This window comes from Klebsiella sp. RHBSTW-00215, assembly GCF_014103785.1.
Taxonomy (GTDB): Bacteria; Pseudomonadota; Gammaproteobacteria; order Enterobacterales; family Enterobacteriaceae; genus Klebsiella.
Map to the genome: position 1 here is coordinate 3,510,561 of NZ_JABXQS010000001.1, position 18,419 is coordinate 3,528,979.

Below are 18,419 nucleotides of genomic sequence, written 5' to 3' on the forward strand. Positions count from 1 at the left end.
AAATTGACGCGAAACCCATCTTTTCTTAAATATTGTTAAATATCAATTAATTAAATAAAATCAATGGCTGTAAAAAAAGTGTCACCGACTGCCACAAAAGATTCATCCCCTTGCTTGACAAATGTTAAATGCCAAAAGTTTCTGGGGATAACCCTATTGATTGGTGGATTATCCCGCAAGGCGGCTTTTTTTCGTCCGCGATGGCGGTAAAAAAGACAAATCTGGAGATATACGATAGTATGATACTGTTTTTATATCCAGTATTATTTATTGGCAAAAGTTGAACTGAAGGGTAGAATTAAACACCTGCCGTTCAACCCTTCTTCAGGTCCTGATTGATGAGTAAACCGTTCAAGCTGCATTCTGCTTTCCGTCCCTCTGGCGACCAGCCGGAAGCCATTCGTCGCCTGGAAGAGGGGCTGGAAGATGGCCTGGCGCATCAAACGCTGCTCGGCGTAACCGGTTCGGGTAAAACGTTTACCATCGCCAACGTTATTGCCGATCTACAACGCCCGACGATGGTGCTGGCACCTAACAAAACGCTGGCGGCGCAGCTTTACGGTGAGATGAAAGAGTTCTTCCCGGAGAACGCGGTGGAGTATTTCGTCTCTTACTACGATTATTATCAGCCCGAAGCCTATGTGCCGAGCTCGGATACCTTCATTGAGAAGGACGCGTCGGTTAACGAACATATTGAACAGATGCGCCTGTCGGCGACCAAAGCGTTGCTTGAGCGTCGCGATGTAGTGGTGGTGGCATCGGTTTCCGCCATCTACGGTCTGGGCGATCCGGACCTGTACCTGAAGATGATGCTGCACCTCACCGTCGGCATGATAATCGACCAGCGCGCCATTCTGCGTCGTCTGGCCGAACTGCAATATACCCGCAACGATCAGGCCTTCCAGCGCGGTACCTTCCGCGTTCGCGGCGAAGTTATCGATATCTTCCCGGCGGAGTCTGACGATATCGCGCTGCGTATCGAGCTATTCGACGAGGAAGTTGAGCGCCTGTCGCTGTTCGACCCGCTGACCGGCCACGTGGAATCGACGATCCCACGCTATACCGTCTATCCCAAAACGCACTACGTCACCCCGCGTGAACGTATCGTCCAGGCGATGGAAGAGATTAAAGTTGAGCTGGCTGACCGGCGCAAGGTGCTGCTGGAGAACAACAAGCTGCTGGAAGAACAGCGCCTGAGTCAGCGTACCCAGTTCGATCTCGAAATGATGAATGAACTGGGCTACTGCTCAGGGATTGAAAACTACTCGCGCTATCTCTCGGGGCGCGGGCCGGGCGAGCCGCCACCGACGCTGTTCGACTACCTGCCTGCTGATGGCCTGCTGGTTATTGATGAATCCCATGTCACTATTCCGCAAATTGGCGGCATGTATCGTGGTGACCGGGCGCGTAAAGAGACGCTGGTGGAGTACGGCTTCCGTTTGCCGTCGGCGCTGGACAACCGTCCGATGAAGTTTGAAGAGTTTGAAGCCCTCGCGCCGCAGACCATTTATGTTTCGGCAACGCCTGGGGCCTATGAGCTGGATAAATCCGGCGACGAAGTGGTGGACCAGGTAGTCCGTCCGACGGGGCTGCTTGACCCGGTGATTGAAGTGCGTCCGGTGGGAACCCAGGTGGACGACCTGCTCTCGGAAATTCGTATTCGCACCGCGATTAACGAGCGCGTGCTGGTCACCACCCTGACCAAGCGGATGGCGGAAGATTTAACCGAGTATCTGGAAGAGCATGGTGAGCGGGTGCGCTACCTGCACTCAGATATCGATACCGTGGAACGTATGGAAATTATCCGCGACCTGCGTCTGGGCGAGTTTGACGTGCTGGTCGGGATCAACCTGTTGCGTGAAGGCTTAGACATGCCGGAAGTGTCGCTGGTGGCTATTCTGGATGCCGACAAAGAGGGCTTCCTGCGCTCGGAGCGCTCGCTGATTCAGACTATTGGCCGTGCGGCGCGTAACATCAACGGTAAGGCGATTCTTTATGGCGACAGGATAACTGCGTCGATGGCCAGAGCGATTGATGAAACCGAGCGTCGTCGTGAGAAGCAGCAACGTTACAATGAAGAGCACGGTATTACGCCTACGGGACTCAATAAGAAAGTGGTTGATATTCTGGCGCTGGGTCAGAATATTGCGAAAACCAAAACCAAGGGACGCGGCAAGTTCCGCTCGCCGGTTGAAGCTGATGCGGTGGAACTGACCCTGACGCCGAAAGCGCTACAGCAGAAAATTCGCGAGCTGGAAGGGCAGATGATGCAGCATGCGCAAAACCTGGAGTTCGAAGAGGCGGCGCAAATTCGCGACCAGCTTCATCAGCTGCGCGATCTGTTTATCGCTGCGTCGTAGCCGTTTGCGAAATAGAGGCTGGGGCGTGCTTATCTGGACCTGATGCATTGGTCTGACGTCTCCCCAGGCTACGAGTTCACAGCAGTCTGCGGGCCGGTAGCCCGGACAGATGCGCAGCATCGCCTCCGGGAAATGTGCTGGATCAGATGCCTGCGGGTGGCTTCATCCCGGGGGCGGCGCTCGACGCGCCTTGCCCGGGCTACGGGTTCACAGCCGTCTGAGGTCCGGGATTTTCAGTCACGGGTTCAGTCCCGTTTTTCCGTGGCCCTTAATGTTGGCTTAATATTGTTCGGCGAAACTATCCTCAATCTACTGAGGATAGCGCCATGCAAAAATTAACCTTCCGCGAATACCTGGCAGTTACCTGCGCCTTTGTTATTGTCGTTGCCTTCTTCCATCAGTGGGTGCTGACGTTCTGACGGGACGTTTTAGGGAAGAGCACCCAGGCGCGAACTCCTGGGCCGGGTTGACGGTTATGTAAAAAGAACTGGGCATCGTGTAACTGGGCGATGCGGGTTACGATACTGAGCCCCAGACCAATACCACCGTAGCGGCTGTCCATGCGTACAAACGCTTTGCTCAATTCACCGCTTTTTGCTTCATCAATTCCCGGACCTTCATCTTCCACCGCCAGAATTGACGTCAGGCCAGGCTTTATCGACACGCGAATCGTCGACCCGGCAGGGCTGTAACGATGCGCGTTTTCCACCAGGTTACGTAAAATCACCCGCACCAGCGTAGCGTCGCCTGACACAATCGCCTCACCACTTCCTTCGTCAAGCACCAGCTTCTGTTGCCGCTGTGCCAGCATCGCCTGTAGCTCATCTTGTAGCGGTTCGACAACATCCTCTTTCAGCGCCACTTGCTGATAGCTCCCGGCGGAAAATGACTGGCCGACGCGCGCCAACTGAAGCAATTGATTGATGCTGTTGGTCATTTGATCGAGCCGCTGAATCAGCGGGTCTACGCTGACGCTATGGACTTTTGCCAGCAGCTCCAGATGCAGACGCAGCCCGGCAAGCGGCGTGCGCAGTTCATGGGCGACGTCGGCGGTAAACAGGCGCTCGCGATCCAGCGTCAGATTCAGGCGAGAAACCAGCTGATTGATTGCGCTAGTCACTGCGGTAACTTCCGGCACTGACTCTTTCAGCGTAATCGGCTGGAGATTGTCTGGGGTGCGACTCTCCAGCTCTTCTTGCAGTCGGGACAGCGGCTTGGTGATTTTTTTGACCGCCAGCAGGCTGATATACAGCGCCAGGCCGATAATCAACAGGCTTGGGATCAATAGGCTGGCGACCGCTTCCCGAACTTCATGCTCAACATGCTTTTGGTTGTTGTGCCCCTCAATGGCGCTGGCCACCAGTAGCTGGATCTGTTCCTGGCTTTCATGCCACAGCCAGAACACGCTAATCAACTGACAAACCGCCAGAATAGCGCCGATAGTCAGCAGTAGCCGATGGCGCATGGTCCAGTTTGCATTAACGAACAGCGACATATCGTTATTCCACTTCAGTATTGTTGACCAACATATAGCCGAAACCCCGGACGGTGCGGATCCGCGCTTTACCCACCTTATCGCGCAGATTGTGGATATGCACCTCCAGGGTGTTGGTGGCCGGCTCGTTATCCCAGCTATAAATATCGTTGTAGAGAATTTCGCGGTGTACCGGGCTGCCCGCTTTCATCATCAGGCGTGAGAGCAGGGCGTACTCTTTCGGCGTTAAATCAAGGGACTGCTCGCCGAGCCAGACCAGACGGCGGGTGACGTTCAGGCGCAAATTACCCACGGTCAGCTCATTATCCCCCTGATTGTTGTGACGACGCAGCAGGGCACGAATGCGCGCGTTCAACTCTTCAAGAGCGAAAGGTTTTACCAGATAGTCATCCGCGCCGGTATCCAGGCCGCTGATGCGGTCATCAACGGTATCGCGGGCGGTGAGGATCAGCACTGGCTGACTAAACTTCTCCCGACGCATGCGCGCCAGGAAATGCAGGCCGTCCTCATCCGGTAGCCCCAAATCGAGAATGATAAGGCTGTAGTGATTGCTGGCCAGAGAGAGCGCCGCTTCGTGGGCAGTCGACACGCCGTCGCACACGTAGCCCTCGCTTTGCATCGCCAGAATTAATCCTTGTAACAGGAGCGCATCGTCTTCAATGACTAAAATTTTCATCGGCCTGCCTCTCTGCATGGCGTTAAAATATCATCTGTTGCCTGATACTCATGGGTCTGAACCCCGAGCAGGCCGAGTAGGGTGGAGAAGAGATTATCCTGCGAATACGGTTGTGTTTTCGCTTTTTGCTGCAAACACTGTTCGGATACGCCATAGCGCTGTTGATAATCCGGCGACAGCCACAGCAGCATCGGTACATGCTTTTGCGTATCAGGCGCAATGGACCACGGCAGACCGTGTAAATAAACCCCATCTTCCCCCAGCGATTCGCCGTGGTCCGAGAGGTACACCAGGCTGGTGGTAAATTTATCCTGCTTCGACTGCAATAATTTTATCGCTTTATCGACCACATAATCGACATACAAAATTGTATTGTCGTAGGTGTTGGTGAGCTGCTGCTGAGTGCAACCCTGTATCTCATTGGTGTCGCAGGTCGGTGTGAACTGTTTGAACTGCGGCGGATAGCGATTGTAATAGGTCGGACCGTGGCTGCCGATAGTATGCAAAACGATAATCCCGTCCTGTTGCAAACCGTCGATGTAGCTCTCCAGATTATGGAACAACACTTCATCGTAGCACTCGCCATCAATGCACTGACCGCTCAGATTGAGCTTGGTCACGTTCTGGTTCGGAACCCGGTCGCAGGCCCCTTTGCAGCCGCCATCGTTGTCGCTCCACAGTACCTTAACTCCTGCGCGTTGCAGGATATCCAGTACTCCCTCCTGATGCTGCGCCAACTCTTCATCATAGTGGGCTCGCGGCATATTAGAGAACATGCACGGCACGGAAACTGCCGTGGCGGTGCCGCAGGAAGTGGTATTCGGGAAATAGACCACATTATCTTGCTTCAGACGCGGGTTGGTTTCGCGGGAATAGCCGTTGAGCGAAAAGTTCGCCGCTCTTGAGGTTTCGCCTAACACGACAATGGTCAGGTTTTTCTTCGCTGCGTTGCGCATTTCCGGCTTCTGCACGGCGTCTGTGCCAATTCTTACCAGCGGCAGATTGGCCATTCTGTTATGTGCATGCCAGGAATTCATCGCCACAATACTGTTCGACGGACTCAAAGATTTCACCAGCTCTTTGTTATTGCGAAACACCGAGGCGTAATCTTTATAAAACAGTGCGGCGACCAGAATAATCAACAGTGCTGAAACCACGATGCTGAGCAGGCGCACGGCGACGCCTCGCCATAACGTTTGCGGTTTACGAATTTTAACCCACCAGGCGACAGCTACCGCCAGAACCCCGGAAAGGCCGAGGATCAGAACCATTTTGCTGGAGAGCAGGGCGAAACTTTCGGCGGGGGTGGTATCGAAAATATTGGTGATCATTCCCCGGTCTATCACCACGCCGAAGGTCCAGATAAAATACTGAGCTGAGGCGCTCAGCAAGATAAACAGGCTAATAACCAGACGGTCAAGCTTCAGGAACGAGGCGATGGTGGTAATGATGTTCATCACGCTAATTGCCACTATCGGCATGCTGAGGAACACCAGCCAGTTGTGCAGGCCGTTGACCGGCAGCAGGGTAAATACCTGACGATAGAAGGCGAGATTCAGTACCAGCCCAATATAGCAGGCAAACAGAATCAGATAGGTTGTACGGCTAACCACCGGCCGACGTAAAGAAAATAGTGACATAGCGACGTCCACGTAAAGAGATGGTCGCTATGTTGCCGATGTTTTTTTAAGACAACCTTAAGATTTTAAGCCTGGCTGGATTGGTGGCCAGAATAACGCTGCCTTGAGAATTAGCCTAACTCCTGGATCGCTTTTTCCAGCGCGCTGCGTAATAGCTGCCGATCGTGGCGATAAGGGACATCGCTGGCGTCCAGCGGCGTCTGGATAACCACCCGATGTTCAATACCTGTGGTGTCCGCTTTCGGGCCGATCACTAACGCGTCAATCACCCGCTTGCCGATATGCTGCTCCATAATGGCCACCCGGTCCGCCAGCGCCAGGCTGGCGGCAGGGCTATGTTCTTTACCGAGGTTGTCAATAAACACCATCGGTGCGGGCGTGCGGCGCAGCGCCTGCGCCATCTCATCGAGCAAGATAATGGGCATCAGGCTGGTATAGAAGCTACCTGGTCCGATAAGAATTAAATCGGCTTCGGCAATAGCCTCTATCGCTTCGCGAGTGGTGGGAACCGGTGGGGAGAGCATCAGTTCGCGCGGCACGCAGGCGAGCTGGTCAATATTCACTTCGCCGTATACTTCATGCCCTTCGTGGTCAATCGCCATCAGATCGACCGGTTGTTCCGACATGGGAATCAGCAGCGCGTCGACTTTAAGCAGATTTCTGATCAAATTGATCGCTTCAAGAGGCCGCACGCTCAGGTGATCGAGCGCTTTTAACATCAGATTTCCGAGGTTATGCCCGGACAGCTCACCGTTACCGCTAAAACGATATTCAAACATCGCCGACGCCACGCTGGGTTCGGCAATAAGCTGATTAATACAGTTGCGCATGTCTCCCCAGGCGATGCCACCTTCCGCGCGGCGAATTCGTCCTGTGGAACCGCCGTTATCGGTGGTGGTGACAATACCGGTCAGGCGTGAGCCAAGGGAGGAGAGTGATGACATTACCCGGCCCAGCCCATGTCCGCCGCCCAGAGCCACAACGCGATCAAGATCGGCGAAAGTACGATTGCGCATAAAAATCCCTTCTATCAATTAATCGGGCTCACAGTAACCGATCTCTTGTTAAAAAACGATGCCCGGCCTCTGACATCTATTGTGTAGCACGCTCTGGACATGGCTATTTGCTAAAAGTGGGGGTGTCACACAGTGATAATATTAGCCGGTAATTCAGCCCGCTTTCCCGGCGTGAGTTAATTCTCTGCCGCCTGGCGACAGAAACTCTTCTGTATTTTCAACTGAATCGACCTGAGTTAATTATGGAAACACTGTCTGAGCTGGATATCCCCGTTCGGTATGGCCAGCCAAAAATTAGGGTTTACCTGAATCGTCATGGAGAAGAGAAATCGTTTCTGTACTCACATTGCGATTATCAGGGCGCGCCTGCGGACGGTGGTGTGCCCTGGCTGTCAATTAAGCAGGGAAATGGCAGAGCGGGGCTTCTCTCTGTCACCGGGGAGTGGATTATTGCGCCACGCTTTGATGATGTTCGCGCGTTTAATCGCGATGGAGTGGCGCGGGTTTGCGACGGCGGTAGATGGGGGATCGTCAACCGCGTGGGTGAGCAGGTCATTCCTTGCACTTACCACACCCTGACCCCGACGGTGGGTGGCTTGTCCATCGGCAAGACTCAACAAGGTCAATTCCTGCTGTTGAACGTCAACGGCGAACGGTCGGAGATTCAGTTACCCCACGCAGAGGCTCTTGAAAGGGAGTGGTTTGATGAATTCAGCCCCAGCGGTATGGCCTGCTTTCATCGTCTGGCGGGAAACCGTATTTTCACGGGCTACATTAACACCCACGGTGAGTTTACCTTTTCGATTCGCGAAGGAAATGGCGAGAGTTTTTCAGACCAGGGTATCGCCCCTTTTTCAGATGAATCAGGCCAGTACGGGCTGATTGATAAGCGCGGTGGCTGGGTTGTCGAGCCTGTTTACGATCTTATTTCTCACTATGATACCAGCGGTTTTTGTTGTGCCCAGCGCTGGCGCGGCGAAGAGCTGTGCGCATTTTACAATGCTCACGGCGAACGGGTGCTGGAAATTGAAACGACAGAGGTACCAAAAATCGCTCACGGCATCGTCCGGACCGGCGGTAAAGGTGGTCTCTACGTCAGCTATAGCCATCTCGGGAACGGTAAATCACTGACTTCGACGTTATTGAGCTACGGTACCGATTTTTACCCGGTGGGCGCAGCTATCGTGAGAACAGTCGAAGGGCAATGGGGCATTCTGACGGCGCAGGGTAAATTTATTCATCAGCGACGGTGGATGGAACCGGTCGTCGATACGCAAAACGCTATTGCTGGTTTTGCCAGCAGCAATACGGCAGTGTTTATTATCTCCCGCCATGAGCTTGAGTACGTAGATCCTGAAGGGAAGACGGTAGCGACGCTTTCGTTTGATCGGGCGCAGCAAACCGCCGTTCTGAAAAATGCTCAACAGCAGGTTATCCGCATCTTCGATGATCAGAAAGTCTGGATGCCTTATCTCTTCTTTAGTATTTCACCGGCGGAAATTTACCCTGGCGCAACGCTTGGTGATGCGGTTAACGCGCTGATTGCGGCCAGGCCCCGTCCTTTTGTGCTGGTGAATAAAATTAGCGGCAGCGGGGCGCAGTTCGCAGGCGAGGAGTATGACTTTGACGCTGACAGAGTCGAAAAGGATGACATAAAGTTTGGTGCAATTATCACGCTTGCCGACGTCTATTACACAGAAGATGAGTGGGGAGAGTATGATTTTCTGGAGTCTGACTACGCCGATAACATCAAAAAGCATTATCAGGATTTAAAGGCGCGCCTGACTCTGCTGTTCGGTGCGCCTGTTGATGAATGGGAAGGACATTACTGCAAATGGCGGCTAGTGAAACGCCGGGGGCTGTTAACACTACACCACTACCTTGAATACGGCGATGGCGACTTTGAAAAGCAGGTAGTGTTGTATATCGACGATAATGACGCGGGATGACAAGGCCCGGAAGGCCTTGTCATCATTAAGCTTAGCGTCAGGGGCTGATTTTATTGCGATTTTCTGTCACGGAGGTATTGGTTTTGAGTGCTCTGCAACGTGCCGCCAGATCGTCAAAAGGCTGGCCCTCCTCAGGAGATTCCAGTCCGTCATAAACCTCGCAGGGTAGAGTGAGGTCAGCATCGTTGAAATACCACCAGGGCGGTTCTGACGCACAAATCGTCATCTCTTTTACGCGCCACTGCCCGGCGGTTTTATTCAGGATGACCCACAGCATTTTATCAAGCTCGGCTTCGCAATCTTTCGCCAGCGACCAGTCGAGCTTTTGCCCCTCAGGTGCGACGATTTCCCCGACCAGAATGGCCCATTCGTTGCTGATATTTAAGCGATCGACTTTTATACGTACCGCCTGTCCGGCCTGGCTTGCAGCCTGTGGACGAAGGGCGTCCAGAATGGCTTTTCTTTCCGTGCCCTCAATCAGTTTCGCTGAGGACAAAATAAGCTTGCTGTTGTCATGTCCGGTCTCGGCATGCTCAAGTTTGCCGGTACACGGCTCGGCGGCGAAAATGGAGCTGCTACAAAGCGTGAGCATGGCCAGGATAACGTGAAGAGATCGGCTCATCGTAATGTTGCGTCCTTTGTAGACCGATTGTTAACTGTTAACTTATTATTTTCATTGAATAAGTCTCTTTCCTTGCTTCTGCGGCGAGAATATCACTTTTTGCTGGGTAACCATAAAATACCTGACGGTTTTGTATCGGGTGGAGGGCGAATAGCAGAACGAGGGATTACGCTGTGTTCTCACTAACTTAGCGTAAAAAAAGCTATATATTTCCGCTATATACATCGTTACATAACGAAATGTGGGTATGGCGAAACCACACTTAACGCGCTACTATTTGGTGTAACCCACTAACACTCTAGCCTCTGTGCCTGTGTCGCAAGATATGGTGCTTTGGCCGTGACAGCCCCGGTTGTCGCCAGGGCGCGGAAAGAAATGACCGCGTCTCCCGTATTTGGAAAGGTGTCTATGGCTTCACAGCTTACCGATGCATTTGCGCGGAAGTTTTACTATCTGCGCCTGTCTATTACCGACGTGTGTAACTTTCGTTGCACCTACTGTCTGCCCGATGGCTACAAGCCCGGCGTCGTCACCAATAAAGGCTTTCTCAGCGTCGATGAAGTTCGTCGCGTCACGCGTGCATTTTCAGCACTCGGCACGGAAAAGGTGCGCCTGACCGGTGGTGAACCTTCGCTACGTCGTGATTTTACCGACATTATTGCCGCCGTGCGGGAAAATCCCTCTATTCGTCAGATTGCGGTGACCACCAACGGCTATCGGCTGGCGCGCGATGTTGAAAACTGGCGCGATGCTGGGTTGACGGCGATTAACGTCAGCGTGGATAGCCTCGATGCCCGCCAGTTTCACGCCATTACCGGCCAGGATAAATTTCGCCAGGTAATGGAGGGCATCGATGCCGCTTTTGCTGCTGGCTTTGAGAAAGTTAAAGTCAACACCGTGCTGATGCGCGACGTTAACCATCATCAGCTCGACACCTTTCTGGCGTGGATCCAACCGCGCCGCATTCAACTGCGTTTTATTGAGCTGATGGAAACCGGCGAGGGTAGCGACCTGTTCCACCGCCATCATATCTCAGGCATGGTGCTGCGCGACGAGCTGCTGCGCCGCGGCTGGATCCATCAGATCCGCCAGCGTAGCGACGGCCCGGCGCAGGTCTTTTGCCATCCGGATTATGCCGGTGAAATCGGCCTGATCATGCCGTATGAGAAAGATTTCTGCGCCACCTGCAACCGCCTGCGCGTCTCTTCCGTTGGCAAACTGCACCTGTGCCTGTTTGGCGAAGGTGGCGTTGATCTGCGCGATCTGCTCGCTGAAGAAGCGCAGCAGGCAGAACTGGAAGCGCGGATTTCTGAAGCGTTAACGCATAAAAAACAAACCCATTTCCTGCATCAGGGCAACACCGGTATTACGCAGAACCTGTCGTATATTGGCGGATAATTCATTTTAAGGAGCGAACAGATGAGTCAGGCCAGCGCTGAGTTTATCCCGACCCGTATTGCAATTCTTACCGTTTCAAATCGACGTGGCGAAGAGGACGATACCTCCGGTCACTGGCTGCGCGATGCGGCGCAGGAAGCGGGGCACACCGTCGTCGATAAGGCGATAGTTAAAGAGAACCGTTATGCTATTCGCGCCCAGGTCTCGGCGTGGATCGCCAGCGATGACGTGCAGGTGGTGTTGATCACCGGCGGCACCGGTTTTACCGAGGGCGATCAGGCGCCGGAAGCGCTGCTGCCGCTGTTTGACCGCGAAGTTGAAGGCTTCAGCGAAGTGTTCCGCATGCTCTCTTTTGAAGAGATTGGTACTTCGACCCTGCAATCCCGTGCCGTTGCCGGGGTGGCGAACCGCACGCTGATTTTCGCGATGCCCGGCTCAACCAAAGCTTGCCATACCGCGTGGGACAATATTATTGCGCCGCAGCTCGATGCCCGCACCCGTCCGTGCAACTTTATCTCTCATCTTAAGAAGTAATTTATGTCGCAACTGACCCATATTAACGCCGCGGGCGAAGCGCACATGGTTGATGTCTCGGCGAAAGCGGAGACGGTTCGCGAAGCGCGTGCCGAGGCCTACGTTGAAATGCAGGCGACGACGCTTGCCATGATTATCGACGGCAGCCATCACAAAGGCGACGTTTTCGCCACCGCACGAATCGCCGGGATCCAGGCGGCCAAACGTACCTGGGAGCTGATCCCGCTGTGCCACCCGCTGATGTTGAGCAAAGTTGAAGTCAATCTACAGGCGCAGCCGGAACATAACCGGGTGCGCATCGAATCCTTGTGCCGTTTGACCGGTAAAACAGGCGTGGAAATGGAAGCGTTGACTGCCGCTTCCGTCGCCGCGCTGACGATTTACGATATGTGTAAAGCGGTGCAGAAAGATATGGTGATTGGTCCGATGCGCCTGCTGGCGAAGAGCGGCGGCAAGTCCGGCGATTTCAGAGTGGAAGATGCCCATGATTAACGTTCTATTTTTTGCTCAGGTGCGCGAACTGCTCGGCACCGATTCCCTGACTCTCGAGCCGAACGGGCTTTCCACGGTTGAAGCCGTTCGCCAACAGTTGGTTGCGCGAGGCGACCGCTGGGCGCTGGCGCTGGAAGAGGGCAAGCTGCTGGCGGCGGTGAATCAGACGCTGACCTCGTTTGATCATCCGCTGGTAGCCGGTGATGAAGTGGCATTCTTCCCGCCGGTTACCGGAGGTTAAGATGACGCAAACTCGTATTGTGGTCAGCCATGAGCGTTTTAAGGTTGGCGACGAATATCCCTGGCTTGCTGAACGCGATGAAGACGGCGCGGTGGTGACTTTCACCGGCAAAGTACGCAACCATAACCTGGGCGATAGCGTGAAAGCGCTGACTCTTGAGCACTATCCCGGTATGACCGAAAAGTCGTTGGCGGAAATTGTTGAACTGGCGCGCGAGCGCTGGCCGCTGGGGCGGGTAACGGTGATTCACCGCATCGGGGAAATGTGGCCCGGCGAAGAAATTGTCTTTGTCGGCGTCACCAGCGCCCATCGCAGCAGTGCGTTTGCGGCCGGGGAATTCATTATGGATTATCTGAAAACTCGAGCCCCGTTCTGGAAGCGTGAAGCAACGCCGGAAGGGGAGCGCTGGGTCGATGCGCGGGATAGCGACAGACAGGCGGCAGAACGCTGGTAGTGTGGTACGCTTAGAGGATAAATTTCGTTAATCAGGAGATAGTCATGGACAGATACCCTCGTTCCGATTCAATCGTGCAGGGCCGCAGCGGCCTGCAAACTTATATGGCGCAGGTTTATGGCTGGATGACGGTCGGGCTGCTGCTCACTGCGTTTATCGCGTGGTTTGCCGCTAATACCCCAGCGGTCATGATGTTTGTGTTTTCCAGCAAAATCACCTTTTACGGGCTGATTATCGCACAGCTGGGGCTGGTCTTCGTGCTCTCTGGCATGGTGCAACGGCTCAGCGCCGGGATGGCGACGACGCTGTTTATGCTCTATTCGGCGCTAACTGGATTAACGCTATCCAGCATTTTCATCGTCTATACCTACTCGTCAATCGCCAGCACTTTTGTGGTTGCAGGCGGTATGTTTGGCGCGATGAGCCTCTACGGTTATACCACCAAACGCGATCTCAGCGGCTTCGGCAATATGCTGTTTATGGGGCTGATTGGTATTTTACTGGCATCACTGGTCAACTTCTGGCTGAAGAGCGAAGCGCTGATGTGGGCAGTGACCTATATCGGGGTGGTTATCTTCGTCGGCTTAACGGCTTATGACACCCAGAAGCTGAAAAACATTGGCGAGCAGATTGATGTTCGCGATGCGTCAATGCTGCGTAAATACTCGATTCTTGGCGCTCTGACGCTGTATCTGGACTTTATCAACCTGTTCCTGATGCTGCTGCGTATTTTCGGCAACCGCCGCTAAACCCTTCCCGGATTGCAGAGAGCGGCGGACCCGGGAACAAACCGCACGAAACTGTAGCCCCGGTCAACGCGACCGGGGAATTTCCACTACTCTCCCGCCAGCTTGCGCTCATTCTTTTGCCGCAGCTTTTTCGCCCGACTCTCCAACAGTAGATAAGCCACTGTTGCCAGCAGCAGCGGCATAAAATAGTACAGCGCACGATAAGCGAGCAGGGCGGCAATAATCGCTCCGCGCGAGATATCTTCCCCCGAGAGCATGGCGATAAATACCGCTTCGAGCACGCCAATCCCGGCGGGGATATGCACGATGACCCCGGCAATACTGCTCACCAACAGCACCCCGAGCACGAGGAAGTAGTCAACCTGTTGGCCTAACAGCAGCCAGATTATTGCCCCCATCGCCATCCAGTTCAGGGTGGAAACTGCCATCTGCAACAGCGCGAATCGCCAGGAAGGCAGCACCAGGCGCTGGCCTTTTATCGTCAGATGACGCTTTTTGGCAAAAGCGCAGGCCCACAGATAAAACGCGGAAATCAGCAGCAAAACGATGCCCAGAATTTGCAGCGATTGTTGGCTGATATACCAGCGTTCGGGGACTTGTACCATTCCGGAGCTAAAGATGATGCCGCCGAGCAGAATATAGCCCAGCCAGTTGGTGGTGATGCTCAGCGAAAAGATGCGGGTAATGGTTCCACCGCTTAGGCCCAGACGCGAGTAGAGCCGGTAGCGCATGCCGATACCGCCCACCCAGGTGCTCAGCGTCAGGTTAAAGGCGTAGCAAATAAATGACACCAGCATCACCTGACGCTTCGCCAGTTTGTGACCACAATAAGCGCGTCCTAGCAGATCGTAGCAGCCGTAGATCAGGTAGCTGGCGATAACCAGCCCTATCGCGCTGAGCAAGGCGGTGCGGTTGTAATCGCGAATAACTTTCCACACTTCCTGCCAGTTAATTTTTTGCGCATAGACCACGAGAAGCACCGCAACGGCGATAAAAAACAGCACCGTGAGGATTTTTTTCGCCATCCGCCAGCGAGGGTGCGATTTCGCCATCAGGGTTTGACCTCCTGGTTTTCCGTCTCTACGCGATCCTGCGTTTCTATTTCTGGCTGTACCGGTGGCTGAACGCGCGACAGGAGCGGGGTGTGGGCCGGTAGCCAGCCCACCCAGGCCGGAAAGTGGCGCAGGAAGTGGAACGCCAGCACGCTAACGCCAAGCCGCCACCAGGTCCGTTTCGACAAAATGCTTTTATCAACCTGACGACAGTCGTTGGCAATCAGGCCGTTGAGATTGTCGCGCAGCGTCTGGTTAAATTCGCGGTCGTGGATAATCAGGTTGGCTTCCAGATTCAGCGACAGGCTAAGCGGGTCGAGGTTGCTGGAGCCGACGGTGGCCCAGTGGTCGTCCGCCAGCGCCACTTTGCCGTGTAGCGGGCGGCGGCGATATTCGAAAATCTGCACGCCGCCCTTCACCAGATAGTGATAGAGCAGGCGCGCGCCAAATTTGACTATCGGGATATCCGGCTCACCCTGCACGATTAATTTGACGCTAACGCCGCGGCGGGCGGCGTTGCGCATGGCGTGCAGCAGCCGATAGCCTGGAAAGAAGTAGGCGTTGGCGATAATCACTTCCCGGCGCGCGCTGGTCAGCATCTTCAGATAGTGACGTTCGATATCGTCGCGGTGCTCCTGGTTATCTCGCCAGATAAATAGCGCCTGGGCTTCGCCGGGATTACGGTTGATTTCAGGCTTATGCCGACGACGACGCCACCAGCGGCGCGTGGCTTCGCTTGTGGGCAGGTTTTCAAGTTCAAATTGCAGGATATCGAGCACCACCGGGCCCTCAACCTGAACGGCGTAATCCTGTTTGGCCTCCGGGCCGTAGTCGGTCATATGTTCTGCAGAGTAGTTAATTCCGCCGACAAAGGCGACAACGTCGTCGATAACGACGATTTTTCGGTGCATCCGGCGAAACAGGTTGGTGCGCATACCGAGCAGGCGCGGGCGCGGATCGTAGTAGCGGAAAATGACCCCCGCCGAGGTTAGCTCGCCGACAAAATCATCGCTTAAATCGGGCGAGCCGTAACCGTCCAGCAGCACTTCAACGCGCACCCCGCGCTGGGCGGCCTTAAGCAACACGGCATGGAGCTGCCTGCCGACGTCATCCTCAAACCAGATAAAAGATTCGAGAATGACCCGCTGCTGTGCGCGGCCAATCGCGGAAAAGACCGCCGGATAATAATTGTCGCCGTTTTCTAATAGCTGAATGCGGTTTCCTTCCTGCCAGCTGCATTTCACAGATGTATCTCCACGCTAAGCGGTGCATGATCGGACAAATGACGCCACTGTTTCAGGGCTAGCGTCTTCGGCTGGCTGGCGTGCGCATTTTTGACGTAGATGCGATCGAGGCGCAGCAGCGGGAAGTTGACCGGGAAAGTACGCGCCGGACGCCCTCTGGCGCGGGTGAAGATCTCCTCCAGCCCGGCCTGGGCTTTTAGCTGCCGATTAGCCTGCTGTCGCCAGTCGTTAAAATCACCTGCGACCACCACCGGGTCGCCCGCAGGCAAACTGTTCACCCAATCCGCCAGCATGGTCATCTGAGCCTGGCGCTGATTCGCGCGCAGTCCCAGATGCACGCAAATCAGATGAAGGGTTATCCCGCTTTCTGGCGGTACGATGCGGCAGTAGAGCAGACCGCGTTTTTCACTATCGCCGACGGATACATCAAGATTCTGGTAATGCGCGATGGGAAAACGCGAGAGCACCGCATTGCCATGATGCCCTTGTGGATAGACCGCGTTACGCCCGTAGGCGAAATCGTTCCATATTGTGTCGGCAAGGAATTCATAGTGTGGGGTCTCCGGCCAGTTCTTAATATTCAGCGGATGAATTTCATGCGCCCCCATCACCTCCTGCAAGCAAACGATATCGGCATTGACGCTGCGTACCGCTTCGCGCAATTCAGGCAAAATAAAGCGGCGATTAAACGCATTAAAGCCTTTATGGGTGTTAATTGTTAGCACGTTCAACGAAAATCGCGGCGTTTGTTCGTCCATATTTCTCCAGTCAATGTCACTTTCCTGAATGAAATAGTGTAGTAGAGGTCACAAAAAGATGCGGTGATACGGAATTTTCCGTAAAGTGCGGTACTCTGAGTAGCAGAGAAAAATCCTTCAGGAGAGAAGCCATGAAGTGGCAACAACGTGTACGCGTCGCAACGGGTCTTAGTTGCTGGCAGATTATGTTGCATCTACTGGTCGTGGCAGTACTGGTGATGGGTTGGATGAGCGGCGCGCTGGTTCGCGTCGGACTAGGTTTGTGCGTGCTGTACGGCGTCACGTTACTGTCGATGCTGTTTTTGCAGCGTCATCACGAAGAGCGCTGGCGTGATGTAGGTGATTTCCTAGAAGAACTCACCACCACCTGGTACTTCGGTGCGGCGGTTATCGCGCTATGGCTGTTGTCGCGCGTGCTGCACAATAACCTGCTGCTGGCCCTCGCCGGGCTGGTGATATTGGCAGGCCCGGCAGTGGTTTCGTTGCTGGCGAAAGATAAAAAATTACGCGATCTTTCTGCGGAACATCGCATACGCCGCTGAGCCGGTAGTGGCCGCTATGACCAATAGCGGCCACAAACTTCCCCACACAATCTCCAGACTCGCATCCTTCAGATAGATTTGCTTAGTGATATCAGTAAAGTGACGAATGGGGTTTACCCACGTTAAATTCTGTAGCCATACTGGCATATTCTCCACTGGCGAAACGTATCCGGACAGCAGGATCGCCGGCATCATAAAGACGAACACGCCAATAAATGCCTGCTGCTGCGTGGAGCACAGCGATGAAATCAGCAGCCCGAATCCTACCAGCGATAGCCCGTAAACAATCATCGTAAAGTAAAACAGCAGTAGCGATCCGGCGAAGGGGATTTGATAGGCCCAGATGCCGATCCCCAGCACGATGCTCGCCTGAAGAGTGGCGACAATCAGTGCAGGAACCGCTTTGCCAATAAAAATCTGCCAGGTCGCCAGTGGTGAAACCAGTAGCTGGTCGAGAGTGCCCTGCTCACGCTCGCGGGCTACGGATAGCGAGGTGACGATCATCACGCCGATGGTGGTGATCATGGCGATCAGCGACGGAACCACGAACCATTTATAGTCGAGGTTCGGGTTATACCAGTTGCGCACCACCAGCTCGCTGTTGTTCGGCTTCGCTTTACCTTCCAGCAGATCCTGCTGATAGTTTTTAACGATCTGCTGGAGGTAATTGGCGGCAATCTGCGCGCTGTTGGAGTTACGTCCGTCGAGCAAAAGCTGGAGCGGGGCGGTTTGGTTAGTGTCGAGATTACGTGAGAAATCTGCCGGGAAGCGCACGACCAGCAGCGCTTTTTGTTCATCGATGGTGGGTCTAATCTCCTGCGGGCTTTTCAGCAGCAGGACATGGGTGAAGGCTTTGGCGCGGGCGAAGCGCTGGGTTAGCTCCACCGCATGCTTGCCGCTATCTTCGTTGTAGATAGCGATGGTGGCGTTAGTCACCTCCAGCGTGGCGGCGAACGGAAACAGCAGTACCTGAATCAGCACTGGCATAATTAAAATCGCCCGCGTCTGCGGTTCACGCAACAGCGATTGCAGCTCTTTGCGGATTAGTGTCCATAAGCGATGAAACATATCTATTCTCTCTTTGTGATCCCCGGAGGCGGTGCTGGCGCACCTGTCCGGGCTACAAATTCAAACCCCTGCGGCCCTGGTAGCCCGGGCAAGGCGCTTGCGCCGCCCCCGGGGAAAGCGTGCAGGAAA

General features: G+C 54.3%; 18 protein-coding genes and 1 riboswitch. Of the genes, 9 read left to right on the forward strand and 9 right to left on the reverse strand.

Going from position 1 to position 18,419, the window contains the following annotated elements:
- Positions 1-338 precede the first annotated feature (338 nt).
- Positions 339-2,360: an excinuclease ABC subunit UvrB gene (gene uvrB, locus HV127_RS16635; protein WP_110276775.1), complete on the forward strand. Its 2,022-nt coding sequence runs from the start codon at positions 339-341 to the stop codon at positions 2,358-2,360.
- Between the two features lie 397 nt (positions 2,361-2,757).
- On the opposite strand, the gene pmrB is transcribed toward uvrB, so the two are convergent.
- The 4 genes from pmrB to yvcK all read right to left on the reverse strand — a co-directional run bounded on the left by pmrB (position 2,758) and on the right by yvcK (position 7,187).
- The gene (gene pmrB / locus HV127_RS16640; RefSeq protein ID WP_182237345.1) at positions 2,758-3,855 is read right to left on the reverse strand and encodes a two-component system sensor histidine kinase PmrB; all 1,098 of its coding nucleotides are present in this window, start codon (positions 3,853-3,855) and stop codon (positions 2,758-2,760) included.
- A gap of 4 nt (positions 3,856-3,859) precedes the next feature.
- Positions 3,860-4,531, reverse strand: coding sequence for a two-component system response regulator PmrA (pmrA, locus tag HV127_RS16645; RefSeq protein ID WP_182237347.1), 672 nt, complete (start codon positions 4,529-4,531; stop codon positions 3,860-3,862).
- Positions 4,528-6,171 (reverse strand): phosphoethanolamine transferase EptA, encoded by a 1,644-nt coding sequence (eptA, locus tag HV127_RS16650; protein ID WP_182237349.1) that lies wholly within the window; start codon positions 6,169-6,171, stop codon positions 4,528-4,530. The genes pmrA and eptA overlap by 4 nt, the downstream gene beginning before the upstream one ends.
- A gap of 110 nt (positions 6,172-6,281) precedes the next feature.
- Complete coding sequence (gene yvcK / locus HV127_RS16655) at positions 6,282-7,187, reverse strand: uridine diphosphate-N-acetylglucosamine-binding protein YvcK (protein WP_181482941.1); 906 nt, start codon at positions 7,185-7,187, stop codon at positions 6,282-6,284.
- Positions 7,188-7,429: 242 nt separating this feature from the next.
- On the opposite strand from yvcK, the gene HV127_RS16660 reads away from it, so the two are divergent.
- A complete protein-coding gene (locus HV127_RS16660; RefSeq protein WP_182237351.1) occupies positions 7,430-9,136 on the forward strand; it encodes a WG repeat-containing protein in 1,707 nt (568 codons plus the stop codon).
- A gap of 37 nt (positions 9,137-9,173) precedes the next feature.
- Here HV127_RS16660 and HV127_RS16665 read toward each other — a convergent pair whose 3' ends face one another.
- Positions 9,174-9,758 carry a hypothetical protein gene (locus HV127_RS16665; protein WP_182237353.1) on the reverse strand — a complete coding sequence of 195 codons (585 nt, stop codon included), beginning with the start codon at positions 9,756-9,758 and terminating at the stop codon, positions 9,174-9,176.
- A 282-nt stretch (positions 9,759-10,040) separates the two neighbouring features.
- Positions 10,041-10,179, forward strand: a riboswitch (molybdenum cofactor riboswitch).
- Here HV127_RS16665 and moaA point away from each other — a divergent pair.
- The 6 genes from moaA to HV127_RS16695 all read left to right on the forward strand — a co-directional run bounded on the left by moaA (position 10,167) and on the right by HV127_RS16695 (position 13,626).
- Positions 10,167-11,156 (forward strand): GTP 3',8-cyclase MoaA, encoded by a 990-nt coding sequence (gene moaA, locus HV127_RS16670; RefSeq protein WP_182237355.1) that lies wholly within the window; start codon positions 10,167-10,169, stop codon positions 11,154-11,156. Its footprint overlaps the riboswitch before it by 13 nt.
- Positions 11,157-11,177: 21 nt before the next feature.
- Positions 11,178-11,690: a molybdenum cofactor biosynthesis protein B gene (gene moaB / locus HV127_RS16675; protein ID WP_182237357.1), complete on the forward strand. Its 513-nt coding sequence runs from the start codon at positions 11,178-11,180 to the stop codon at positions 11,688-11,690.
- A gap of 3 nt (positions 11,691-11,693) precedes the next feature.
- Positions 11,694-12,182, forward strand: coding sequence for a cyclic pyranopterin monophosphate synthase MoaC (gene moaC / locus HV127_RS16680; RefSeq protein WP_182237359.1), 489 nt, complete (start codon positions 11,694-11,696; stop codon positions 12,180-12,182).
- Complete coding sequence (gene moaD / locus HV127_RS16685) at positions 12,175-12,423, forward strand: molybdopterin synthase sulfur carrier subunit (RefSeq protein ID WP_181482935.1); 249 nt, start codon at positions 12,175-12,177, stop codon at positions 12,421-12,423. The genes moaC and moaD overlap by 8 nt, the downstream gene beginning before the upstream one ends.
- A 1-nt stretch (position 12,424) precedes the next feature.
- Positions 12,425-12,877, forward strand: a complete 453-nt coding sequence (gene moaE, locus HV127_RS16690) for a molybdopterin synthase catalytic subunit MoaE (RefSeq protein ID WP_110276766.1) — start codon at positions 12,425-12,427, stop codon at positions 12,875-12,877.
- 44 nt (positions 12,878-12,921) lie between these two features.
- Positions 12,922-13,626, forward strand: a complete 705-nt coding sequence (locus HV127_RS16695; RefSeq protein ID WP_110276765.1) for a Bax inhibitor-1/YccA family protein — start codon at positions 12,922-12,924, stop codon at positions 13,624-13,626.
- Positions 13,627-13,712: 86 nt separating this feature from the next.
- Here the strand turns inward: HV127_RS16695 and HV127_RS16700 are convergent, their stop codons facing one another.
- From HV127_RS16700 to HV127_RS16710, 3 genes are read right to left on the reverse strand one after another with little or no spacing between them, the layout of a single operon-like run.
- Positions 13,713-14,678, reverse strand: coding sequence for a lysylphosphatidylglycerol synthase domain-containing protein (locus HV127_RS16700; RefSeq protein ID WP_182237361.1), 966 nt, complete (start codon positions 14,676-14,678; stop codon positions 13,713-13,715).
- A complete protein-coding gene (clsB, locus tag HV127_RS16705; RefSeq protein ID WP_182237363.1) occupies positions 14,678-15,922 on the reverse strand; it encodes a cardiolipin synthase ClsB in 1,245 nt (414 codons plus the stop codon). The genes HV127_RS16700 and clsB overlap by 1 nt, the downstream gene beginning before the upstream one ends.
- Positions 15,919-16,680, reverse strand: a complete 762-nt coding sequence (locus HV127_RS16710; protein ID WP_182237365.1) for an endonuclease/exonuclease/phosphatase family protein — start codon at positions 16,678-16,680, stop codon at positions 15,919-15,921. Before HV127_RS16710 ends, clsB begins: the two co-directional genes overlap by 4 nt.
- A gap of 131 nt (positions 16,681-16,811) precedes the next feature.
- Here HV127_RS16710 and HV127_RS16715 point away from each other — a divergent pair, with 131 nt between their 5' ends.
- Entirely contained in the window at positions 16,812-17,222 is a 411-nt protein-coding gene (locus tag HV127_RS16715; protein WP_181482931.1) for a YbhQ family protein, read from the forward strand.
- Here HV127_RS16715 and HV127_RS16720 read toward each other — a convergent pair.
- Entirely contained in the window at positions 17,184-18,290 is a 1,107-nt protein-coding gene (locus tag HV127_RS16720) for an ABC transporter permease (protein WP_181482930.1), read from the reverse strand. The genes HV127_RS16715 and HV127_RS16720 overlap by 39 nt on opposite strands.
- Positions 18,291-18,419 lie beyond the last annotated feature (129 nt).